Genomic DNA, 20,831 nt, shown 5'->3' with positions numbered 1-20,831 from the left:
AAGTCGGGCGGTGATCGCTGATGAAGCAAGCAGCCCAAACGCGTTGCCCCGGACCCGCGGACCGGTCAGGCGACCGGGAAGGTGGCGTCGGTGCACACCCACCTGGTCCTCTGGTGTCCGACCGACCGCCGTACCGGCGTGCCCCACATGTCGTGGTGGCCCAGGTCGTGGTGGCCCGTCCGCAGGACGGCGCGCGGCGTGCTGTGGCCGAACCGGACGTCCCAGCTGCCGTCACGCAGGATCAGCGAGACCGAGGCCGGCAGGTCGAGGTGCCAGAAGGCCCGTACGGGTGCCGAGAGAGTGTGCACCAGCGCCGCGCGGATCACGGACGACTCGACGACGGCCACCGCGCGATGCGCGTCGGGCGGCAGGTGGCTCAGCCAGTGCGCGGTGCGCAGGCAGAGCTGGCGGATCGACTCCCCGCCGTGCGGCGTGGCATCCGGGTCGGTGAGCCAGGCCGAGTACCCGTGGGCGTCGTCGGCCACGACGTCGGCCACCGTACGGCCGTACCACCGTCCGAAGTCGACATCGCGCAGGGCGGGCTCGGCTGTGGCGTCGAGGCCCAGGGCGGCGGCGGTCCGGGCGCAGTGTGCGGACGGTCCCCGGACGGCGAGCGAGTAGGGCGGGAACCCCGGGCGGGGGGAACCCGTCGGCCGCAGGCCGGTCTCACGGGGGGACGGGTCGCCGAAGACCCTCGGGGTCTCCTCGGCGGTCGCACTCAGAAACGTCAGACACGTCGTCATGGTCCCGACCTCCTCTTGGCAGGCTCCGACGCCGCTCACCCCGCGGGTGTCGTCGGCCGCTCTCGCGGTCGGCGGCACGGTCGACGGTGTGACGTGCGTCATGTACTCCAGAGTCCGTGGCCGGTGCCGGTCGCGACCATCCGGCAGGTGTCCGGAACCACCCCCGCCGAGTGGCGGGCCGCGGCCTGCGGAAACGGCGCCGGGCGGAGCCCGCTGCGACGTGGTACGAATCGGACAGTGGTCCGATGGCGAGTGGAGCACGCGTGATCCGAGTACTGGTGGTCGACGACGAGGCTCTGATCCGTATGGGCTTCCAGCGCATCCTCGACACCGCCGACGGTATCGAGGTCGTCGCGGCGGTCTCCGGCGGTCAGGCACTGCGGACGGCGCGCGAGACAGCCCCCGACGTGGTGCTGCTGGACATCAGGATGCCGGACGTCGACGGACTCACCGTCCTGACCGAGCTCCGCGGCCTCGAGCACCCTCCGGTGGTGGCCATGCTCACCACGTTCGACATGGACGAATACGTGGCGACGGCGCTCCGCTCGGGCGCCGCGGGCTTCCTGCTGAAGGACACCGATCCCGAGGAGCTGCCGTTCCTGGTGCGCTCCCTGGCCGACGGCGGCACCGTGCTGTCGTCCAAGGTGACCCGGACCGTGGTCGACGGCTACCTGGACGCCGATCCGCGGGACCGTGACACCTGCGGACTCGAACGGCTCACCGGCCGTGAGCGTGACGTGCTCGTCCTCGTCGCCGAGGGCCTGTCCAACGCCGAGATCGCCACCCGGATGCACCTGAGCACCGGCACGGTCAAGGACCATGTCAGCGCCGTCCTCACCAAACTGGAGGTGGGCGGCCGGGTCCAGGCCGCCCTGCTCGCCCAGCGGGCCGGCCTCCTCAAGGAGGAGGGAGGCGCACTCGGATGACTCGTCGCCGTCTGTCCGCACGACTGCTGGACGTCGTGCTGCCCGTCGTGGTGTCGCTGTTCGACGTCTGGGTGCACTGGACCGCGCACGAGGAGCTGCGCATGGTCTGTGCCGTCGCCGCGGCCTTCGCTCTGCTCCTGCGCCACCGCCGGCCGCTGCTCACCTTCTTCCTCACCCTTCCGGCGGTCCTCCTCTCCGACGCGACCATCGCCACGCTGATCGCGCTGTACACGCTCGCCTCGATCAGCCGTCACCGGGCACTGCTGGCCGTCTGCGCGCTGGCCGTCACCCTGAGTGACATGACCTCATGGCCCGCTCCGGATCTCGATCTGACGCAGGCGACCACGCTGATCACGCTCGGCTACACCGCGGCGACGGCGGCCGCGCCCGTCTTCCTGGGCCAGCTCGTCCAGACGCGACGGGACCTGTCGCTGCGACTGGCCGAGATCTCCGAGGCCCGCGACCACGAGCAGCTGCTCACCGCCCAGGCGGTGCTGGCCAGGGAGCGGGCCCAGCTCGCCCGCGAGATGCACGACGTCGTCTCCCACCAGGTCAGCCTGATCGCGGTACGGGCCGGAGCGCTTCAGGTCGGCACCCGCGACCCGGAGGCCAAGGAGGCGGCCGGCACCATCCGGCGGCTCAGCGTCCAGACCCTCGACGAGCTGCGCCACATGGTCGGTGTCCTGCGCGCCTCCGGCGGGCGTCCCGCCGAGCTCACCCCGCAGCCCTCCCTGGCCGACCTCGAACAGCTGGTCGACGGCAGCGGCATCGAGGCCAAGCTGACGACGGACCTGCCCGAGGGCCTTCCCCCGGCCTTCCAGCGCGCCGTCTACCGCACGGTCCAGGAGGCGCTGACCAACACCCGCAAACACGCTCCCGGCGCCACCGCGACGGTGTGTGTCCACCACGAGGGCAGCGCCGTACGGGTCACCGTCACCAACACCGCCCCCACCCGGCCCGCCCTGCCCCTGCCCAGCGGGCACTACGGGCTGGTAGGCCTGCGCCAGCGCGCCGAGCTCCTCGGCGGCACCGTCACGTCCGGACCGACGGCCGACGGCGGCTACGAACTGCGCCTGGAGCTGCCCGCCGCCGGCACGGCCGCCGGATAGCGCGGAAAACGGCGCGCACCAGGCGGAGCCGGCACAGTACGGTCGCGCGATGGACCATGCGACGAGGGATGTGACGGACGTCGACGACGAGGACGGCTACTTCGGAGAGCGGGTGGCGGCGACCTACGACGAGTCGTCGGCGGACATGTTCGAGCCGAGTGTCGTGGACGCGACGGTCGACTTCCTGGCGGCGCTGGCCGGCGGGGGCCGGGCCCTGGAGCTGGGCATCGGGACGGGCCGTATCGCGCTGCCGCTGGCGGGCCGCGGGGTCCCCGTCCACGGCATCGACCTGTCCCGGGCGATGGTCGCGCGGCTTCGTGACAAGCCGGGCGGTGCCGGGATCGGTGTCACGATCGGTGACTTCGCCACGACGAGGGTGGAGGGGACGTTCTCCGTCGCGTACCTGCTCTTCAACACGATCATGAATCTGACGACGCAGGCCGCGCAGGTGGCCTGTTTCCGCAACGCGGCGGCCCACCTGGAACCGGGCGGCTGTTTCGCCGTCGAGGTGATGATCCCCGAGCTGCGCAGGCTCCCCGCCGGGCAGAACGTCGTGCCCTTCCACGTGAGCCCGACACGATGGGCCTTCGACGTCTACGACCCCGCCACCCAGGCGACGAGCTCGAACTACGTCGAGGTCGTCGACGGCCGCGGCACGTACAGGTCGATTCCCTTCCGGTACGTGTGGCCCTCCGAACTCGATCTGATGGCCCAGCTCGCGGGGCTGCGCCCGCGAGAGCGCTGGGCCGGGTGGACCCGTGAGACCTTCACCGGCGAGAGCCGCCGGCACGTCTCGGTCTGGGAGAAGCCCGCCGACTGACTCCCGGCCGCCCCGAGGCCCTGGGCCGGGCCCTGGGTCGGGGATTGGATCCGGACTTCGTCCGGCTTACAACCATCGGTAGATCGCGGGAGTCTCAAGGCGTGAGTCTTGAGGCGTCCGTTTCGCGTGGGCTTGGTGCGCTGTCCACGGGTCACATATCTGGTGGGGATTCACATGCGTATACGTCCGATGGCTGTGGGGGCAACGGCCGTGGCCCGAAGACCGCTGACGGAGGGACGGACGATCGTCGGCCTGGAGCTGCCGTCCTCTCCGCGGTCCTCTCAGCCGACCACTGCGCCTACCGGTGCGCCGACTGGTGCGCCGATCCCGGGCGTGCGGCCTCCGGGGTCGGCCGCGATGGCCGCGAAGCACGCGAGGGCCCGCGGTCGGCAGGGGGGCCGGCTGTACGCCATCGACGGGTTGCGTCTGCTGGCCGCGCTGATGGTCGCGGTCCATCACTACGCGGGCACCTGGCGGGTGAACCAGCCGGACAACCTGGTCTGGGACCGGCCGGTGTCCGACATCATGCCGACGGTGTTCCGGTTCGGCGCCTACGGGTGGATCGGGGTCGAGATCTTCTTCGTGATCAGCGGCTTCGTGATCTGCATGTCGTGCTGGGGCCGCACTCCACGGCAGTTCTTCGTCTCGCGGGTGATCCGGCTCTACCCGGCGTACTGGGCCGGCATCGCCCTCACCACGATCGTCGTGGTGGCGCTGCCCGGGGTGTGGGACCGGCAGCAGGCGCGTGAGATCCTGCTCAACTTCACGATGCTGCAGTCCGGATCGGGTGTGTCCAACATCGACGGCGTGTACTGGACGCTCTGGTCGGAACTCCGTTTCTATCTGCTGTTCCTGGTCGTCGTCGCCACGGGGCTGACCTACCGCAAAGTGGTGGTGTTCTGCTGCGTCTGGGGGGCCGCGGCGATGATCGCGCCGGCATCCGGTTTCCGCCTGCTGATCCTGGCGGCCAATCCGCAGGGGGCCTGGTACTTCATCGCGGGGCTGGCGCTCTATCTGATGCACCGGTTCGGCCAGGACTTGCTGTTGTGGGGCATTCTGGGCCTGGCGTGGCTGATGGGGCAGCTGGAACTGGGGAGCCGTATCGACCACGTCGAGCGCGTCTCCAGCTGGCGGGGAAGCGTGCTGGTCTTCAGCGTGTTCCTGCTGGTCATGGTCGCGATCTCGCTCGGCATGACCGACCGTGTCCGGGGGAGATGGCTGGTCACCGCGGGCGCCCTGACGTACCCGTTCTATCTGATGCATTACGCGGCCGGTACGACGGTGATCAACCGGCTGCGGGGCACCATGGACGCCCGGTTGCTGGTCGTGGCCGTGATCGCGGGCTTCCTGGTGCTGAGCTGGCTGGTGCACCGGATGGTGGAGCGGCCGGTGTCGCGGATGTTGAAGAGGGGGTTGGACACCTCGTTCGCGCGGTTGCGCAACGCCGGGAACTGAACGCGGTGGTGGGGGCCGTGCGGAGGGCGTCGGCGGTCACGGCGGGGCGTCAGGCGGGTGGGGTCGGGCGGTCGGGTGCGGCGGGCGGGGCCGGGGGGCCGGGCCGCAGGCTGGTCATCCCGGTGATCGTCGCGGTCAGGATCCGGGCGATGCGGGGTTCGACCTCCACGACGGCGTGGGCGAGGCGGGGGTCGCTGCGGTAGAGAGCGGCCACCTCCGCACCCGGATGCGCGATCTGCCACATCGCTCCGGCCAGCGCGACGGCGGTCGCGATCAGGTCGACGCTGTCGTCGTCGCTCAGTGCGGGCAGATGTTCGCGGGTGGCCTCGATGATCGGCCCGCGGGCCGCGAGCGTGGCGAGCTTGAAGTCGCGCACCGCGTCGAGCGAGACGTTGCGTTCGAGGTTGAGCGGCGCGTGGGCGAGCAGGTCGCAGAACATGCCGCGGGCGGCGAGTGTGGCGGCGAACGCCTGCGCCACGGCCGCCGGGCCCGGATCGGCGTCCGCGCTCTCCCGCAGCAGCGCGGACAGCGCCCGCGACCACTCCTGCCAGCCCTCCGCGGTCAGGCGCAGGAAGATCTCCTCGCGTGTCTCGAAGTACCGCAGCAGGGCCGACTTGTGCATCGCGACCGCGGTGGCGATGTCCGTCAGGGTGACGTTCCTGATGCCGTGCTCCCGCCCGAGCGTCCGGGCGGCCTCCAGGATCGCCGCCTCGCGCAGCCGCTTGGCCTCGGGGGAGCGGGCGCGCTGGAACTCGGAGGTGGTCACGCGTCCATGGTAGGGGAACAGCGTTCTGTTATTAGCGGAACGCCGTAGCGGTATTTACGGAACGGTGTTGCGTTATTAGTGCAACGGTGTTTCACTATTGCCATGCAGCAGACATGGTTCATCACAGGTTCCTCCCGCGGCTTCGGCCGCACCCTCGTTCGCGCGGCACTCGAAGCCGGCGACCTCGTGGCCGCCACCGCCCGCCGCCCCGAGCAACTGGACGACCTCGTCGAGCGGTTCGGCGACCGCGTCCGCCCGATCGCGCTCGACGTCACCGACCCCGAGGCGGCCCGCGCGGCCCTCGCCGAGGCTCAGGATCGCTTCGGCCGGATCGACGTCCTGGTGAACAACGCCGGGTACGCCAACGTCTCGCCGATCGAGGCCACCGAGGACGCCGACTTCCGCGCGCAGTTCGAGACGAACTTCTGGGGCGTGTACAACGTCACGAAGGCCGCGATACCGCTGCTGCGCGCGCAGAAGGGCGGCCTGGTCATGCAGTTCTCGTCGATGGGCGGCAGGGTCGGCGGCTCCCCGGGGATCGCCTCGTACCAGGCGGCCAAGTTCGCCATCGACGGTTTCAGCCGCGTGCTGCGCGCCGAGACCGCCCCGTTCGGGGTCCGGGTCCTGGTCGTCGAGCCCAGCGGATTCCGCACCGACTGGGCCGGCTCCTCGATGGTCGTCCACGACATCCCGGAGGCGTACGCCGAGACGGTCGGCGCCATCAACACGCGCCTGCGCCAGAGCGGCGAGGGACCGGCCGGCGATCCCGTCCGGGCCGCCGAGATCCTTGTCCAGGTCGCCAAGCGGCGCGACATCCCGCACAACCTGCCCCTGGGCGTCAACGCGGCCGAAGGGGCCGTCCTGCTGGACCGCCGGCTCCTCGAGGAGGACCTGAAGTGGCGCGAGGTCGCCCGCTCGGCCGACTTCGCCGAGCCCTACCCCGCCCCCTTCCCCGCCGACTCGCCCGCGTGACACCCGCCGCGCGCCGACACGGCCGGCCCGAAGCAGACGCACAGTGTGCCGGCCCCGTCGCGCCGGTCTCCGTCAGCGCAGGGCGGCCTGGTCCACGGCGGCGAGGCCGGGTGCCTCGTCCGGTTCGGTCAGGGGCTGTTCCGCCCAGATGGTCTTGCCGTGCTGCCCGTAGCGGCAGCCCCAGCGGGTGGTGAGCTGGGCCACGAGGAACAGCCCGCGTCCGCCCTCGTCGGTCATACGGGCGCGCCGCAGCCGGGGCTGGGTGTTGCTGGGGTCGGTCACCTCGCACACGAGCACGTCGTCGCAGATGAGGCGGAGGCGGACGGGCCCGCAGGCGTGGCGGACGGCGTTGGTGACCAGCTCACTGACCACGAGTTCGGTGCTGAAGGCGAGCTCGTCGACCCCCCAGGCGGCCAGTTGCCGGGTCGTCGCCTCCCGCGCGTCGGCCACCACGGCGGGGTCGGCGGGAAAGTCCCAGCGGGCCGTGTTCTCGGTCGGCACCGCCCGGGTGCGGGCCAGCAGCAGCGCGGTGTCGTCACGGGTCGGCTGGTCGCCGAGCCCCTTGAGGATGGCGCGGCCGGTGTCGCGCAGCGGATCACTGGGACGGCACCGCGAGGTGAGGGTGTCCATCAGGTTGCGCAGCCCGTTGTCGACGCCGTTCTCCCGGTTGATGAGGCCCTTGGTGTACAGAGTGAGCAGGCTGCCCGGCTCGATGTCGATCGACGTGTTCTCGAAGGGCAGGCCGCCCACCCCCAGCGGAGGGCCGGGCGAGAGCTGGACGATCCGTGTGGTGCCGTCGGATCGCGTCACCACGGGCGGCGGATGCCCGGCACTGGCCAGGACACAACGGCAGGTCACCGGGTCGTAGACGGCGTACAGGCAGGTGGCGCCGACCGTGTCCTGGGGCCCGCCGGGCGCCTCGGCCGTCAGGCGCTGGACCAGGTCGCCGAGCCGGGTGAGCAGCTCGTCGGGCTCCAGCTCCAGGTCGGCGAGGGTGTGGACGGCGGTGCGCAGGCGCCCCATGGTGGCGGTCGCCGCCAGGCCGTGTCCCGCCACGTCCCCGACGACCAGGGCGAGCCGCAGTGAGGGCAGGCGGATGGCGTCGAACCAGTCGCCGGCGATCTCCGCCCCGCCGCCCGCGGGCCGGTAGATGCCGGCGGTCTCCGCCGCCGGGGTGTCGGTCGTCGGCGGCGGCAGCATGCGCTGCTGGAGTGCCATGGCCGCGCGGTGCTCCCGTGTGTAGCGGCGGGCGTTGTCGACGGCCAGCGCCCCCCGCGAGGCGATCTCCCGCAGCAGGTCGGCCTCCTGCCGGGTGAACGGTTCGGACGACCCCACCCGCCATACCGACAGGTCGCCGAGCGTGTGGCCGCGCGCCGACAGCGACGTGGTCATCAGGCAGCACAGGTCCTCCGGGACGAGCAGCGCGACCAGGCCCGGATCGCCGAGCGCGCCGCAGAGCTCGTCGCGGCTCATGACGACCACCTCGCCGCGCTGGGCGCGGCGCAGGAACGGGTGGTCGGGGAGCGGGGGAAGGAGATCCCCCTGGCGCACGCGCGCCGGCCACCAGCCGGTGGCCGAGGCGACCGCCCGCAGATGGGGATTGCCGCCTCCCGCCCACTTCGGCGGCACCTCACCGCTGAGCACGGCCTCGGCGAGGTCGACGATCGCGTGGTCGCCGAGGACCGGGACGACCACCTCCGTCAGCTCCTGCGCGGTCCGTTCGACGTCCAGCGAACTGTCGATGCGGGCCGCGGCCTCGCGCAGCAGGTTCAGGTCCCGTCGGGCCCGCAGTTCCGCGGTGGTGTCGAGGAACACCACCGCGATCCCGGTCGGGGTCCCGTGCGCGTTCTCGAGCCGGAAGGCGGAGATCGACATGTCCCATTCCCGCCCGGGGACCTCGCACGACCTGATGCGCTGGTCCCGCAGGAGCTGCGGTGTGCCCGACTCCAGAACCCGCCGCAGCGCGGTCTCGACGGTGTCGGCGTCCTCCGCTCTGAGGATCTCGTGCAGCCGGCTGCCGGGCGGCAGCGGCGAGCCGCCGAACATCTCGACGGTGGCGTTGGTCCGTACGAGATTCAGATCCGTGTCGTGGATGGCCATGCCGATCCGGACCTGGGACAGCAGCGCGTGCAGCAGCGAGACGCCTTGTTCCTGCTCGGTCACCCACGTGGTGGGGGCCGCCAGGACGAGCAGTTCGGCGGTCTCCTCCAGCCGTGTCACCCTGAAGACGACATCGACCGTGCCGCCGTCCCGGTGCCGCAGCAGCGCCCGGCCGCCGGCGGGCGCCCGGCGATCGGCGTGGGGGAGGTCGGGGGTGCCGACGACCAGGTCCCGGACCGGGTGGCCGCAGACCTCCGCCGCCCTGTGTCCCAGGAGCCGCGCCGCCGCGGACGACCAGCGCAGCACGGTCCCCCGCTCGTCGAGCACGGCGGTGGCCAGGGCGTCCAGAACGGATGACCCGTCGTCGAGGCGAACGTTGGACGTGCTCATCTCGCTCCTCGCGCGATGAGGCACCCCGAGCATGTGCGGCACCGCCTCTTTCCAGCGTCTCACGAGGGGACGCCCTTCCGGAGACCGGACCATCACCGCTGGTCACCGGACGACAGCGGCCGGGGAACGGATGGTCCGTGTCCCCGGCCGCGCTCCATCGGGCGATCGGTCGGCGGTGTTCCGGTGTTCCGGGCCGCGGTGTGTCGGTTCGGCCGGCCGCGCTCAGGCCGCCGGGGCCGGCACCTTCGTGGCCGGGTCGCCGTCGACGGCCGCCGCCAGCTGCGGCACCAACCGGTCGAGCATGTACGGCAGGCTCAGCACCGTCACGAACGAGACCGAGTTGCCGTAGTCGCTGCTCTCCTTGAGGTAGACCTCACGGTTCTGCCGGGCCACCTTCAGGTCGCCGTACAGGGCGTCCTTGTGGAGCTTGGCCTCGTCCTTGGCCGGGTCGGCCGCGATCCACACGATGGCGTCGGTGTCCAGCAGGTCGGTGCGCTCCTTGCTGATGTTGGCACCGAACGTGTCACCGATGACCTTGTCCAGGTCGGTCGGCAGCGTGAACCCGAGATCGGTGAGGACGCGGGAGCGGGGGTCCTGGCTGCCGAAGACGAAAATGCCCTCGTACGGCGTCGCCACGACGCCGCTGGCCTTGGCGAACGCCGGGTTCTTCGCGGCCGCTTCCTTGAACTGGGTCTCGACGCCGCTCACCAGCGACGCGGCCTTCTGCTCCTGGCCGAGCGCCTTGCCGATGATCTCGGTCTGCTGCTGCCACGGCACCCCGAAGTCGTTGTACTCCTTCGGCTGGGCCACCACCGGGGCGAACTTCGACAGGGTGTCGTACTGCGCCTTGGTGAGGCCGCCGTAGACCGCGAGGATCAGGTCCGGGCGCAGCGCGGCGATCTTCTCGGTCTGCGGGCCGGTGCCGGTGTCCTTCAGCACGGTCGGCGTTGCCGCGCCGCCCAGCTCGTCGGTGGCCCAGGGGCCGATGGCGCCCTTGTAGCCGCCGAGCCACTCGGTGGTGCCGACGGGCACCTTGCCGAGGGCGAGCACGGCGTCCTGGTCGGTCAGGCCGACCGTGACGATCCGCTGGGGCTCGGACTTGACGGTGGTGCTGCCGTACTTGTGGGCGATGGTCACGGGGAAGGCCTTGCTCGCGGCGGCCGTGGTCTTCCCGGGGCCGGCCTCGGAACTCCCTGAGGAGCCGCAGGCCGCGACGGTGGCGAAGAGCATCAGTACGGAGGCGAGCGCCGCGGCGAGCCGTGTGCCTCTGAGAGAGCCGAGCATCAGTGGTCCTTCATGGTCGGGGCGGTGGCGGGGTGTGGGGGCTGGCCGGCTGTCGCGCGCGTGCCGGACCACGCCTGCCAGAGGGAGGCGTAGGTCCCGTCCGCCGCGCACAGCTCGTCGTGGGTGCCGCTCTCCACGATCCGGCCGTCCTCCATGACGACGATCCGGTCCGCGGCGGCGGCCTGGGTGAGGCGATGGGCGACGACGAGCGCCGTGCGGCCCTCGACGGCCCGGGCGGCGGCCTTCTCCAGCAGCCGGGCGCCCGTGCTGCCGGCCTCGGCCGTGGCCTCGTCGAGCACGGCCACCGGCGGATCCGCCAGCACCAGGCGCGCCAGGGCCAGTTGCTGGACCTGGGCGGGGGTCAGGCGGTGGCCCCCCTCGCCCACGACCGTGTCGAGCCCCTCGGGCAGCGCCTCGGCCCAGTCCAGCGCGTCGACCACGGCCAGCGCCGCGCGCAGCTCGTCCTCGGAGGCCGCGGCCCGGGCCAGGCGCAGATCCTCGGCGAGCGACCCGGCGAACACGTGCGTCTCCTGGGTGACCAGGGCCACCGGCAGGTCATGCCCGGACGGGCCGGGGCCGCCCAGCCGCACCGAGCCGGACGTCGGCCGGTGCACTCCGGCGATCAGCTTGGCGAGGGTGGTCTTGCCCGCGCCGCTCGGACCGACCAGCGCCACCCGTTCCCCGGGCCGGAGCGTGAGGTCGACCTCCCGCAGCACCGGCCTGCCGGGCTCGTACGCGTGGTGGACGCCGTCCACGCCGACCGTCCCGGGGGCCGCGTCGGGGTCGAGCGTTCGCGGACCGGCGGCCGGCCGCCGGTCCGCCCCGCCGACGGCCTGGTCGGCGACCCCGACCAGCCGGGCGAGCGCGGCCGTGGCCGACTGGGCGTCGTCGAGCAGCACCAGCGCGGAGTTCACCGGGGTGAACAGACTGTGGAAGTACAGGGCCGCGGCGGTCGCGGTGCCCAGGGACACCGATCCGCCGCGCACCAGCAGGAATCCGGTGACCAGCACGGCGGCGAGCCCCGTGTACTCCGCGACATGCAGCCGGTTGTAGAAGCGCAGCACCAGTTGCACCCCGCGCATCGTCAACTCGACCGCGGCCGAGGAACGTTCGGTGACCTGCGCGGTGTGCTGCTCCTCCAGCCGGAAGGCCCGTACGGTGCCGGCGCCGGCGATGGTGTCCAGCAGCTGTTGCTGCTGGTCGCCGGTGGCGATCCGCTGGCGGGCGTAGAGCGGCACGGCGTTGCGCACGTACCAGCGGGCGGTGTGCGCCTGGACGGGTACCGCGATCAGGGCGGCGAGCAGGAAGCGCCAGTCCAGTGCCGCCATCGCGATCAGGGTCAGCACGATGGCCAGCAGGGAGCGGGCGAGTTCGGGCAGCGCGGAGCGCACGGCCTCGCCGACCACCGAGACGTCCCGGGTGACGCGGGCGGTGAGATCTCCCGTGCCCGCCTTCTCGACCTGCTCCAGCGGCAGTCGAAGGGCCCGGTCCACGAACCGCTCGCGCAGCCGGGCGAGTACGGTCTCGCCGAGTCCGGAGGTCAGTGACAGGCCGAGCGCGGTGGTGCCGCCCTGGGCGACGGCGACCAGGACCAGCAGGACCACCGGAAGGGTGAGGTCCCCGGGCGGCCGCCGCTCGGCCACCAGGTCCACCAGATGTCCCAGCAGCGGCTGGACGAGCAGCCCGACGGCGGTTGCCGCGAGCATCGCCGCGAAGGCGCCGACGGCCAGTCCCCGGTGCGGGCGCACCAGTTCGCGGACCGCGGCGCGGGTCTCGGCCGGGGTCGCGGTGGGCAGCAGCTCGCGGGCGTCCATCGTCTCCTCGTTCGGCTTCGCCGAGGTGTCGCTCATGCCAGGACCGCCGAGCGGTAGATCTCGTGACGGCGTACCAGGTCGGCGTGCGAGGCCGTGTCGGTGACGCGTCCGGCGTGGATGAGCACCACCCGGTCGGTGACCGAGAGCAGTGCGGGGCTGGTCGTCACGAGTACCGTGGTGCGGCCCTTGCGGATCTCGCGGATGCCCGAGGCGATCAGGGCCTCGGTGACCGCGTCGACCGCGGTGGTCGGGTCGTGGACCACGAGTACGGGCCGGTCGGCCGCCAACGCGCGGGCCAGGGCGACCCGTTGGCGCTGCCCGCCGGACAGGGAGCGGCCGCGCTCGCTGACCGCCGTGCGGGCGCCGTCCGGCAGTGTCTCGGCGACCTGGGCCACTCCGGCCGCCGCCATCGCCGGTTCGGGGTCGCCGCCGGCGGGGGCGGCGGCCGTGACGTTGCCGTGGACGGTGCCCGCGAAGAGGTCCGCGTCGTGCTCGGCCACGAGCAGCGCCGTGCGGATCTCGGCGGGGTCCAGGTCCCGCAGGGGTACGCCGTCCAGTTCCACCGTGCCGGTGTCGGGGTCGGCCCGACGGGCCAGGCAGCGCAGCAGATCGGCGGCGTGCGCCGGGTCGGTCGCGACCACGCCGAGCAGCTCGCCGGGCTCGATGTCCAGGTCCACCTCGTGCAGTCCGCCGTGGCTGAGGCCGCTCAGCCGGACGGCCCCGCGCACCGGTCGCGGCAGCGGGCCGCCGCCCGCCGTGACGGCGGGCGGGACGGCCAGGACCTCCGCGATCCGGGCGGCCGAGGCCCGGCCCTGGGCCAGCTCGGCGTTGACCCAGGCGAGGACCTCCAGGGGGCCGATCAGGAACAGGGCGAGCCCGACCGCCGACACCAACTGGCCCAGGCTGATGCTGCCCTGAGCGGCCAGCCGGCCGCCCACCAGGGCGACGGCGGCGATCAGGCAGCCGGTCAGCGCGAGCACCATGCCGTTCTGGAAGGCCTGGGCCCGGGCCGCGCGCAGGGTCGCCCGCAGGGAGTCGCGGCTGGTGGTGCGGTAGCGGTCGATGGCGGTCGACTCGCCGCCGATGCCCTTGAGCACGCGGAGCCCGGTGACCAGGTCGGCGGCGACGGCCGCGGCGTGGGCCGCGCGCTCCTGCTCGGTCTCGCTGCGGGTCTCCAGCGGTTTGCTCAGCAGATGTCCGAGCCACATCAGCACCGGGGTGCCGAGCAGCACCACCAGGCCGAGGGTGACCGAGATGCGCAGCAGGACGACGGCACAGGTGGCGATGCCGACCAGGGCCGAGATCCCGGACATCAGGGCCATGTTGACGGCGCCGACCCGCTTGGCGTCCTCGGTGGCGACATTGGCCAGCGCTCCCGGCAGCCGGCCCTCCTCCGCGCCGCCGCCGGGGTGCAGCACCCGTCGTACGAGGGTGACGCGCAGGGTGTGTTCGGCCTGCACGGCGGCGAGTTCGCCGGCCCGGGCGCCGAAGCGGAAGCTCAGGGCAAGTCCCGTGTAGACCACGGCGAGGACCGCGAGCCACAGGACGAGGGCGCCGGTGTCGGACCGGGTGACGGCCCGGTCGATCACGACGCCGATCAGGGCCGGTACGAGGGCCTCGCCGATCTGGTGTCCGGAGCCGAGGAGGGCGCTGAGCGCGACGCGTCCGCGCTGGGACCCGACCGACTCGCGCAGGACGTCACGTCCCGATGGATATGAAGGACTCATCCACACCCCTCCGGGATCGGACGGCGGAAAACTTAGGCGAGGCTACCTTAAGTAGGAGTACTTGGCTCGGCGTGGGCGGAGAACGCGGAGCGACCGTGCGCGGCAGGACGGTACGCGGGTGCGCGCCGTCCTGCGCGGGGTCAACGGGCCTTGCCCGCCGCCCGGTTCAGGCGGAGCAACCGGTCGTCGTGGCGGCCGCGTCGCTCGCACGGTGGGTGAGCAGGGAGTCGAGGATCTCGCCGGAGCGCACGGCGGTGGTCGACAGCAGGGTGGAGGTGAGGCCGTGCGTGTGTTCGGTCGCGCCCTGCACATAGATGCCGGCCGTGACCTCGGACGAGAACTCCACCCGGTGGTCGCGGCCGACGAGCACGGCGTCCTTGTCGTCCCGCAGGCAGAGCTTCGACGCCCTGCCCAGCAGCGAGTCCAGGTCCCGGGGGCGATAGCCGGTCGCGTGGACGAGCAGGTCGGCGGAGACCACCTCCCGCTCGCCGGTGGGCAGGTACTCCACCGTGACGTCCAGTCGGTCCTCCAGGGCGCGCACGTCCCGGATGCGGGAGACGTTGCGCAGCAGCAGGCGCTCCTGGCCGAGGACCTTCTCGCGGTACATGGTGGCGTACAGCGACTCGATGAGATCCATGTCGACCACCGAGTAGTTGGTGCTGCGGTGGTAGTCGACCAGGGACTGCTTCACCTCCGGTGTCGAGCGGAAGTAGACGTCCACCGCCTCGGGATCGAAGATCCGGTTGGCGAAGGGGCTGTCGTCGGCGGGCGTGTACCCGTACTTGGCGAAGATCGCGACGATCTCCGACCCGGGGAAGGACCGGTGCAGATAGTCGACCGCCTCGGCGCCGCTCTGGCCCGCGCCGAGCACCAGGACGCGGTCGACCGGAGCGCCGGATTTGCCCAGCTCGGCGACCCGGGGGACGAGTTCGCTGTTGTGCCAGATGCGGTCCGACAGGACGGTGCCCGGCGGCAGATGGGGCTCCAGGCCGACGGCCACCGAGAGGTTGCGGGCCCGCCGGACGACGGTGCGCTGTGGGGCGCCGGGGACACGGCTGGTCACGTCGAACCAGCGGACCTCGCCGTCGTCCGTCAGGACCGGCTCGACGGAGACGACCTCGGCGTCGTACTCGACGAGGTGCGAGAGCCGGGCCGCCGCCCACGCGAAGTACTCGTGGAACTCGATCCGGAGAGGGAAGAGGGTCTTCGCGTTCAGGAAGTCCACCAGCCTGCCCCGTTCCCGCAGGAAGCACAGGAAGGTGAAGTCGCTGGTCGGGTCGCGCATCGTGACCAGGTCCTTGAGGAAGGAGACCTGCATCGTCGCGTCGTCGATCAGCATTCCGCGGTGCCATCCGAAGGAGGGCTGCCGTTCCAGGAATCCCGCGCTGATCCGGTCCTCGGGGGCGGCTCGGACGTTATGTTCCTCAACTGCTATGGCCAGTGCCAGATTTGACGGGCCGAAACCGATACCGAGCACATCGTGGATGGCGTCAGGTTCGTCGTGCAGTGCGTTCACCGCAACTTCCCTTCCCTTGGGCGCCCCTGATGGTAAATAAGGTTAGCCTTACCTTGCAATGGTGGTCTCGGTGAGAGGATCGACAATGCGGGTCGTCATGTTCGGCTATCAGACCTGGGGGCACCGCACGCTCCAGGCTCTGCTGGAGTCCGACCACGAGGTGGTTCTGGCGGTCACCCATCCCAAGAGCGAGCACGCGTACGAGAAGATCTGGGACGACTCCGTGGCCGACCTCGCCGAGAAGCACGGCATCCCGGTGCTGCTGCGCAACCGGCCCGACGACCCCGAACTCCTCGCCGCGCTGCGGGACGCGGCGCCGGACGTCATCGTCGCCAACAACTGGCGTACCGTCCTGCCGCCGGAGGTGTTCGACCTCCCCCCGCACGGCACGCTCAACGTCCACGACTCGCTGCTGCCGGCCTACGCGGGCTTCTCGCCCCTCATCTGGGCGCTGATCAACGGCGAGCGTGAGGTCGGCGTCACCGCGCACCGCATGAACGCCGAACTCGACGCGGGCGACATCCTGTTGCAGCGGGCGGTCCCGGTCGGCGCCACCGACACCGTCACCGACCTGTTCCACCGCACCGTCGACCTGATCACGCCGGTGGTGACGGAGTCCCTCGACCTGATCGCCTCCGGCCGGGCCCGCTGGATACCGCAGGACCGCAGCCGGGCGAGCTTCTTCCACAAGCGGTCCCTGGAGGACAGCCGGATCGACTGGACCTGGCCGGCCGAGGACCTGGAACGCCTGGTGCGTGCCCAGTGCGACCCGTACCCCAACGCCTTCACCCACCACCGCGGGCAGCGGATCCGCATCGTCGAGGCCTCGGTGTCGCAGGGCCGTTACGGGGGCACCCCGGGCCGGATCTTCATCCGCGAGGGCGACGGCATCGTCGTGGTCGCCGGTGCCCGGGCCAGGAGCGGCCGGCTGCCCGGACTGCTGGTCCGGCGGGTACGCACCGAGGACGGCGCGGAGTTCGCGGCGACCGACTACTTCCGCACCATGGGCGGCTACCTCACCGCCCGTCCGTGAGCGGCGCGCTCGGACTCACCGACCGGGTGACCTCACTGGCGCCCCTGCGCGGCCGTACGGTCGTCGTCAAGTACGGCGGCCACGCCATGACCGACGACGCGCTCCGGCGTGCCTTCGCCCGGGACGTGCTCGCCCTGCGCGAGGCCGGCGTCAGGACGGTCGTGGTGCACGGCGGCGGCCCGCAGATCGGCGCCCAGCTCGACCGGCTCGGACTGAGGTCCGTGTTCCTGAACGGACTGCGGGTCACCACGCCCGAGACCATGGACGTGGTGCGGATGGTGCTGTCCGGCAAGGTCCAGAAGGAGCTGGTCGGGCTGCTCAACGAGGACGGCGCGTACGCGGTGGGGCTCAGCGGCGAGGACGCGCGCACCCTCACCGCCGTCAAGCGCTACGCCGAAGTGGCCGGTGAGCGCGTGGACATCGGGCTGGTCGGTGACGTGGCCCGGGTGAACACCGCGGTCCTCGGCATCCTGCTGGAGCACGGCCACATCCCGGTGGTCTCCTCCGTGGGCCGGGGCGAGGACGGCGAGGTCTACAACGTCAACGCGGACACGGCGGCCGGGGCGGTGGCCGCCGCGCTGGCGGCGCACGCGCTGGTGGTCCTCACGGACGTGCCGGGGCTGTACGCGGACTGGCCGCGCAGCGAGCGGGTCGTCGACCGGATCGGCGCGGGCGAGCTGGCCGGAGTGCTGCCCCGGCTGGGCGGCGGCATGGTTCCCAAGATGGAGGCGTGTCTGCGGGCCGTGCGCGCCGGTGTGGGCGCGGTCCGGGTCCTCGACGGCCGCGTCCCGCACGCCCTCCTCGACGGTCTGTCCGGCGCGCCGGGGACCGGCACGACGATCCTGCCGGACGACGTGAGCGGCTAGCCGCCTTCGCCCGGGGGCGGTCGCGCGGGTGTCCGTGCGACCGCCCGGGACCCGGGACGCGCGGGGTGTTCAGTCGGCGGCCCGCGTGGCCGTCTCCAGGGAGGGAGCGGCGTGGTGCCGCCCTATCGGTATCACCAGCGGGGTGCCGCTGACCGGGTCCGTCGTGATCCGGCAGGTGAGGTCGAAGACGTCCTCCACCGTTTCGACGGTGATGACCTCGGCCGGGGTGCCCTGGGCCGCGATCCGTCCGGCCTTCATGGCGACTACGTGGTCGGCGTAGCGGCAGGCCTGGTTGAGGTCGTGCAGCACCATCACGACAGTGCGGTTCTCCCGCCGGTTGAGGTCGGTGATCAGGTCCAGCACGTCGATCTGGTGCGCCAGGTCGAGATACGTCGTCGGTTCGTCCAGGAGCAGCACCTCGGTGCCCTGCGCGACCGCCATGGCGATCCAGGCGCGCTGGCGCTGCCCGCCGGAGAGCTCGTCGACCGGCCGGTCCGCGAGGCCGGTCATCCCGGTGGCGGCCAAGGCCCGCCGCACGGCCTGCTCGTCGGCCCGCGACCACTGCCGCCACCAGGTCTGGTGCGGTGAGCGGCCGCGGTTGACCAGGTCGACGACGGTCAGTCCCTCGGGCGCGACCGGGCTCTGCGGCAGGATGCCCAGGCGCCGGGCGAGTTCCCTGGACGGCAGCGAGTGCAGCGCCCGGCCGTCCAGCCGGACGGAGCCGGCCCGGGGGGTGAGCAGCCGGGCCAGGGCGCGCAGCAGGGTCGACTTGCCGCACGCGTTGGCGCCGACGATCGCGGTGATCCGGCCCGGCGGGACGACCAGGTCCAGGCCGTCCACCACCAGCCGGCTGTCGTACGCCAGTCGCAGACCGCTCGCCCGCAGGTCCGGGCCGACCGCCGGGCCGCTGTCGGCCGGGTCGCCCGGGTCGCCGGGGCCGGTCGGTTCGGCCGGGTCTCCCGGGTCGCCCGACAGTGGGTCGGCCGTCAAGGGATCAGCCGACAGGGGATCAGCCGACATGGGATCAACCTCCTGAACCCGCGCGGTTGGCGCGGACGAGCAGCCAGAGCAGGATCGGCGCGCCGAGGACGCCGGTGACGATGCCGACCGGCAGTTCCGTGCCGGGGACGAGTGTGCGGGCGATGAGGTCGCCGCCCAGGACCACCACGGCCCCGGTGAACCCCGAGGCGACGGTGGGCGGCCAGGCGGTGCGCGCCAGCCGCTGGGCGATCTGGGGGGCGGCGAGCGCCACGAAGGCGACCGGACCGGCCGCCGCGGTGGCGAACGCGATGAGCCCGACGCCGGTGAGCAGGATGGCGAGCCGTACGGGCTGGACCCGGGTGCCGAGGCCGGTGGCGACATCGTCGCCCAGCTGGAGGACGCGCAGCAGCCGGCCGAACAGCAGCGCCGTCGGCAGCAGGACCAGCAGCGCGACGGCGAGGGGCCGGGTCTCGCCCCAGGTACGGCCGTTGAGGTTGCCCACCAGCCAGCCGAGGGCGGCCTGCGCCTCGAACCGTCCGCCCTTGGCCATCAGGTAGTCGGTGGCGCTGGCGCACATCCAGGACACCCCGATGCCCACCAGGATGATCCGGTAGCCGGTGGTGCCGTGCCGCCAGGCCAGGACGTAGACGAGCAGCGCCGAGGCCAGCGCGCCGAACAGGCCGAGGGTCTGGGTGCCCAGGCCCCCGTCCCAGCCGAGGACGAGCCCCGCGACCACGGCGGTGCCGGCTCCCTGGGTGAGGCCGATCATGTCCGGACTGGCCAGCGGATTGCGGGTCATGGTCTGGAACAGCGCGCCGGAGACACCGAAGGCGATCCCGGCCAGCAGTCCGACCAGGGCGCGCGGCAGCCGCAGGTCCTGCACAACCAGGACGGTGCCGGGGTCGCCGGCGCGGCCGAGGGCCCGTACGACGTCGGTGAACGAGATCGGGTAGTCGCCGATCGTCAGGCCCCAGCAGAACAGCAGGAAGGTGCCCGCGCCGAGCACCAGGCACAGCGCCACCAGCCGCGGCCGCAGCAGCCCGGAGACGGGCGGCACGGCCAGCCGGTAGGCGCGGAGGGAGGAGGACAGGGGCGATTCGGGCGAACCGGCGGTGTCCGCGGGCGACTTCGCCGTGTCCGTGGTGGCGGGGGAGTCGGACACGGCTACACCTCCGCCAGGCGCTGGCGGCGGACCAGCGCGATGAAGAACGGGCCGCCGATGAAGGCGACGATGACCCCCGCCTGGACCTCGGTGGGCCGGGCGACGACCCGGCCGACGATGTCCGCGGCGAGCAGCAGGCAGGGGGCGAGCGCGGCCGACAGCGGCAGCAGCCAGCGGTGGTCCGGGCCGATGCCCGCCGCCCGGGCCAGCACCCGGGCGATGTGCGGGACGACCAGCCCGATGAAGACGACCGGGCCGATGACCGCGACCGCCGCCCCGGTCAGCAGGGTGATCGCGGTGACGCCCTGGAGCCGGACCAGGCCCAGCCGCCGGCCGAGCGAGGCCGCCACGTCGTCGCCCAGGGCGAGGCTGTTGAGCGCGGGGGCGCAGGCCAGGGCCAGCACGGTGCCGACGGCGAGGAACGGCAGGATCCGCAGGACCGTGGCCCCGTCCTGGTCGGCCATCGAGCCCGCCGACCAGAAGCGGAAGCGGTCCAGCGCGTCCGGGTCGGTGAGCGCGATCGCGCTGGTGAGGGAGGACAGCATCGAGGTCACCGCGACGCCCGCGAGCGCCAGTTTGACCGGGGTCAGTCCGGAGCGCCCCAGCCTGCCGAGCAGGTAGACGAGCACGCTCGCCGCGAGGGCGCCCGCGAAGGCGAACCAGACGTATCCGTAGAAGGAGCCCAGTCCCAGCACGCCGACCGCCAGCACGATCGCGAACGAGGCGCCGGCGCTGACCCCGAGCACCCCGGGGTCGGCGAGCGGGTTGCGCGTCAGCGCCTGCATGAGCGCGCCCGACAGGCCGAGCGCCGCCCCGGCGGTGAGGCCCAGCGTGGTGCGGGGCACGCGCGCCGTCCAGACGATGTTCTCCACGAGCCTGCTCGGCGGACGGCCGAACAGCGCCCGTACCACCTGGTCCAGGGGGATCCCGGCCGCGCCCACCGCGATCGACAGCAGGCAGAGCCCGATCAGGGCGGCGCTCAGCAGCGCCACGAGAAGGACGGGGCGCAACCGCTCGCCCCCGGTCACCGTGCGGTCTCCAACAGCCAACTCCCTTAGGTTAGGCAGACCTTAATCGTAGTGGGCGAGATGGCGCGAGCCGAGACCAGGGGCTTTTGGTTAGGTAATCCTTACCTTAGTATGACCGCGGTCCTCCGGCTCAGCCGGT

At 72.4% G+C, this 20,831-nt stretch carries 17 protein-coding genes; 7 read left to right on the top strand and 10 right to left on the bottom strand.

Translation table 11 applies throughout. From position 1 onward, the window contains the following. Nucleotides 1–65 precede the first annotated feature (65 nt). Nucleotides 66–845 carry a histidine phosphatase family protein gene (locus tag ACWCQK_RS11505; RefSeq protein WP_451154423.1) on the bottom strand — a complete coding sequence of 260 codons (780 nt, stop codon included), beginning with the start codon at nucleotides 843–845 and terminating at the stop codon, nucleotides 66–68. Between the two features lie 161 nt (nucleotides 846–1,006). Between ACWCQK_RS11505 and ACWCQK_RS11500 the strand changes: the two genes are divergently transcribed. From ACWCQK_RS11500 to ACWCQK_RS11485, 4 genes are all read left to right on the top strand, one after another. Next, nucleotides 1,007–1,669 (top strand): response regulator, encoded by a 663-nt coding sequence (locus ACWCQK_RS11500; protein ID WP_451154421.1) that lies wholly within the window; start codon nucleotides 1,007–1,009, stop codon nucleotides 1,667–1,669. Further along, nucleotides 1,666–2,778 (top strand): sensor histidine kinase, encoded by a 1,113-nt coding sequence (locus ACWCQK_RS11495; protein WP_451154419.1) that lies wholly within the window; start codon nucleotides 1,666–1,668, stop codon nucleotides 2,776–2,778. The genes ACWCQK_RS11500 and ACWCQK_RS11495 overlap by 4 nt, the downstream gene beginning before the upstream one ends. Nucleotides 2,779–2,827: 49 nt before the next feature. Further along, on the top strand, nucleotides 2,828–3,598 hold the full coding sequence (locus ACWCQK_RS11490; RefSeq protein ID WP_451154417.1) for a class I SAM-dependent DNA methyltransferase: 771 nt from the start codon (nucleotides 2,828–2,830) through the stop codon (nucleotides 3,596–3,598). 357 nt (nucleotides 3,599–3,955) lie between these two features. After that, nucleotides 3,956–5,053 (top strand): acyltransferase family protein, encoded by a 1,098-nt coding sequence (locus ACWCQK_RS11485; protein ID WP_451154415.1) that lies wholly within the window; start codon nucleotides 3,956–3,958, stop codon nucleotides 5,051–5,053. Between the two features lie 49 nt (nucleotides 5,054–5,102). On the opposite strand, the gene ACWCQK_RS11480 is transcribed toward ACWCQK_RS11485, so the two are convergent. Next, nucleotides 5,103–5,819, bottom strand: coding sequence for a TetR family transcriptional regulator (locus ACWCQK_RS11480; protein WP_451154413.1), 717 nt, complete (start codon nucleotides 5,817–5,819; stop codon nucleotides 5,103–5,105). A gap of 102 nt (nucleotides 5,820–5,921) precedes the next feature. On the opposite strand from ACWCQK_RS11480, the gene ACWCQK_RS11475 reads away from it, so the two are divergent. Beyond that, nucleotides 5,922–6,791 carry an SDR family NAD(P)-dependent oxidoreductase gene (locus ACWCQK_RS11475; RefSeq protein ID WP_451154411.1) on the top strand — a complete coding sequence of 290 codons (870 nt, stop codon included), beginning with the start codon at nucleotides 5,922–5,924 and terminating at the stop codon, nucleotides 6,789–6,791. Nucleotides 6,792–6,863: 72 nt separating this feature from the next. On the opposite strand, the gene ACWCQK_RS11470 is transcribed toward ACWCQK_RS11475, so the two are convergent. From ACWCQK_RS11470 to ACWCQK_RS11450, 5 genes are all read right to left on the bottom strand, one after another. After that, complete coding sequence (locus ACWCQK_RS11470) at nucleotides 6,864–9,281, bottom strand: SpoIIE family protein phosphatase (protein ID WP_451154409.1); 2,418 nt, start codon at nucleotides 9,279–9,281, stop codon at nucleotides 6,864–6,866. A 222-nt stretch (nucleotides 9,282–9,503) separates the two neighbouring features. Beyond that, complete coding sequence (locus ACWCQK_RS11465) at nucleotides 9,504–10,565, bottom strand: iron-siderophore ABC transporter substrate-binding protein (protein ID WP_451154407.1); 1,062 nt, start codon at nucleotides 10,563–10,565, stop codon at nucleotides 9,504–9,506. After that, nucleotides 10,565–12,415 carry an ABC transporter ATP-binding protein gene (locus ACWCQK_RS11460; protein ID WP_451154405.1) on the bottom strand — a complete coding sequence of 617 codons (1,851 nt, stop codon included), beginning with the start codon at nucleotides 12,413–12,415 and terminating at the stop codon, nucleotides 10,565–10,567. The genes ACWCQK_RS11465 and ACWCQK_RS11460 overlap by 1 nt, the downstream gene beginning before the upstream one ends. Then, the gene (locus tag ACWCQK_RS11455; protein ID WP_451154403.1) at nucleotides 12,412–14,106 is read right to left on the bottom strand and encodes an ABC transporter ATP-binding protein; all 1,695 of its coding nucleotides are present in this window, start codon (nucleotides 14,104–14,106) and stop codon (nucleotides 12,412–12,414) included. The genes ACWCQK_RS11460 and ACWCQK_RS11455 overlap by 4 nt, the downstream gene beginning before the upstream one ends. Before the next feature lie 166 nt (nucleotides 14,107–14,272). Further along, nucleotides 14,273–15,622, bottom strand: coding sequence for a lysine N(6)-hydroxylase/L-ornithine N(5)-oxygenase family protein (locus ACWCQK_RS11450; RefSeq protein ID WP_451154401.1), 1,350 nt, complete (start codon nucleotides 15,620–15,622; stop codon nucleotides 14,273–14,275). 85 nt (nucleotides 15,623–15,707) lie between these two features. Between ACWCQK_RS11450 and ACWCQK_RS11445 the strand changes: the two genes are divergently transcribed. Further along, entirely contained in the window at nucleotides 15,708–16,655 is a 948-nt protein-coding gene (locus tag ACWCQK_RS11445; RefSeq protein WP_451154636.1) for a methionyl-tRNA formyltransferase, read from the top strand. After that, nucleotides 16,652–17,521 carry an acetylglutamate kinase gene (gene argB / locus ACWCQK_RS11440; protein ID WP_451154399.1) on the top strand — a complete coding sequence of 290 codons (870 nt, stop codon included), beginning with the start codon at nucleotides 16,652–16,654 and terminating at the stop codon, nucleotides 17,519–17,521. The genes ACWCQK_RS11445 and argB overlap by 4 nt, the downstream gene beginning before the upstream one ends. Nucleotides 17,522–17,590: 69 nt before the next feature. Here argB and ACWCQK_RS11435 read toward each other — a convergent pair whose 3' ends face one another. The 3 genes from ACWCQK_RS11435 to ACWCQK_RS11425 all read right to left on the bottom strand — a co-directional run bounded on the left by ACWCQK_RS11435 (nucleotide 17,591) and on the right by ACWCQK_RS11425 (nucleotide 20,692). Continuing rightward, nucleotides 17,591–18,541, bottom strand: a complete 951-nt coding sequence (locus tag ACWCQK_RS11435) for an ABC transporter ATP-binding protein (protein ID WP_451154397.1) — start codon at nucleotides 18,539–18,541, stop codon at nucleotides 17,591–17,593. Between the two features lie 4 nt (nucleotides 18,542–18,545). Further along, the gene (locus tag ACWCQK_RS11430; protein WP_451154634.1) at nucleotides 18,546–19,592 is read right to left on the bottom strand and encodes a FecCD family ABC transporter permease; all 1,047 of its coding nucleotides are present in this window, start codon (nucleotides 19,590–19,592) and stop codon (nucleotides 18,546–18,548) included. 74 nt (nucleotides 19,593–19,666) lie between these two features. After that, the gene (locus ACWCQK_RS11425; RefSeq protein ID WP_451154632.1) at nucleotides 19,667–20,692 is read right to left on the bottom strand and encodes a FecCD family ABC transporter permease; all 1,026 of its coding nucleotides are present in this window, start codon (nucleotides 20,690–20,692) and stop codon (nucleotides 19,667–19,669) included. Nucleotides 20,693–20,831: the final 139 nt, after the last annotated feature.

It is taken from the genome of Streptomyces sp. NPDC002306, from assembly GCF_053593435.1.
This window is presented reverse-complemented; position numbering and strand designations above follow the sequence as displayed.

Coding starts and splice junctions, on each gene's coding strand:
- ACWCQK_RS11505 (WP_451154423.1), bottom strand. CDS start 845: ATGACGCACGTCACACCGTCGACCGTGCCGCCGACCGCGAGAGCGGCC.
- ACWCQK_RS11495 (WP_451154419.1), top strand. CDS start 1,666: ATGACTCGTCGCCGTCTGTCCGCACGACTGCTGGACGTCGTGCTGCCC.
- ACWCQK_RS11490 (WP_451154417.1), top strand. CDS start 2,828: ATGGACCATGCGACGAGGGATGTGACGGACGTCGACGACGAGGACGGC.
- ACWCQK_RS11485 (WP_451154415.1), top strand. CDS start 3,956: ATGGCCGCGAAGCACGCGAGGGCCCGCGGTCGGCAGGGGGGCCGGCTG.
- ACWCQK_RS11475 (WP_451154411.1), top strand. CDS start 5,922: ATGCAGCAGACATGGTTCATCACAGGTTCCTCCCGCGGCTTCGGCCGC.
- ACWCQK_RS11470 (WP_451154409.1), bottom strand. CDS start 9,281: ATGAGCACGTCCAACGTTCGCCTCGACGACGGGTCATCCGTTCTGGAC.
- ACWCQK_RS11465 (WP_451154407.1), bottom strand. CDS start 10,565: ATGCTCGGCTCTCTCAGAGGCACACGGCTCGCCGCGGCGCTCGCCTCC.
- ACWCQK_RS11460 (WP_451154405.1), bottom strand. CDS start 12,415: ATGAGCGACACCTCGGCGAAGCCGAACGAGGAGACGATGGACGCCCGC.
- ACWCQK_RS11455 (WP_451154403.1), bottom strand. CDS start 14,106: ATGAGTCCTTCATATCCATCGGGACGTGACGTCCTGCGCGAGTCGGTC.
- ACWCQK_RS11445 (WP_451154636.1), top strand. CDS start 15,708: ATGCGGGTCGTCATGTTCGGCTATCAGACCTGGGGGCACCGCACGCTC.
- ACWCQK_RS11435 (WP_451154397.1), bottom strand. CDS start 18,541: ATGTCGGCTGATCCCCTGTCGGCTGATCCCTTGACGGCCGACCCACTG.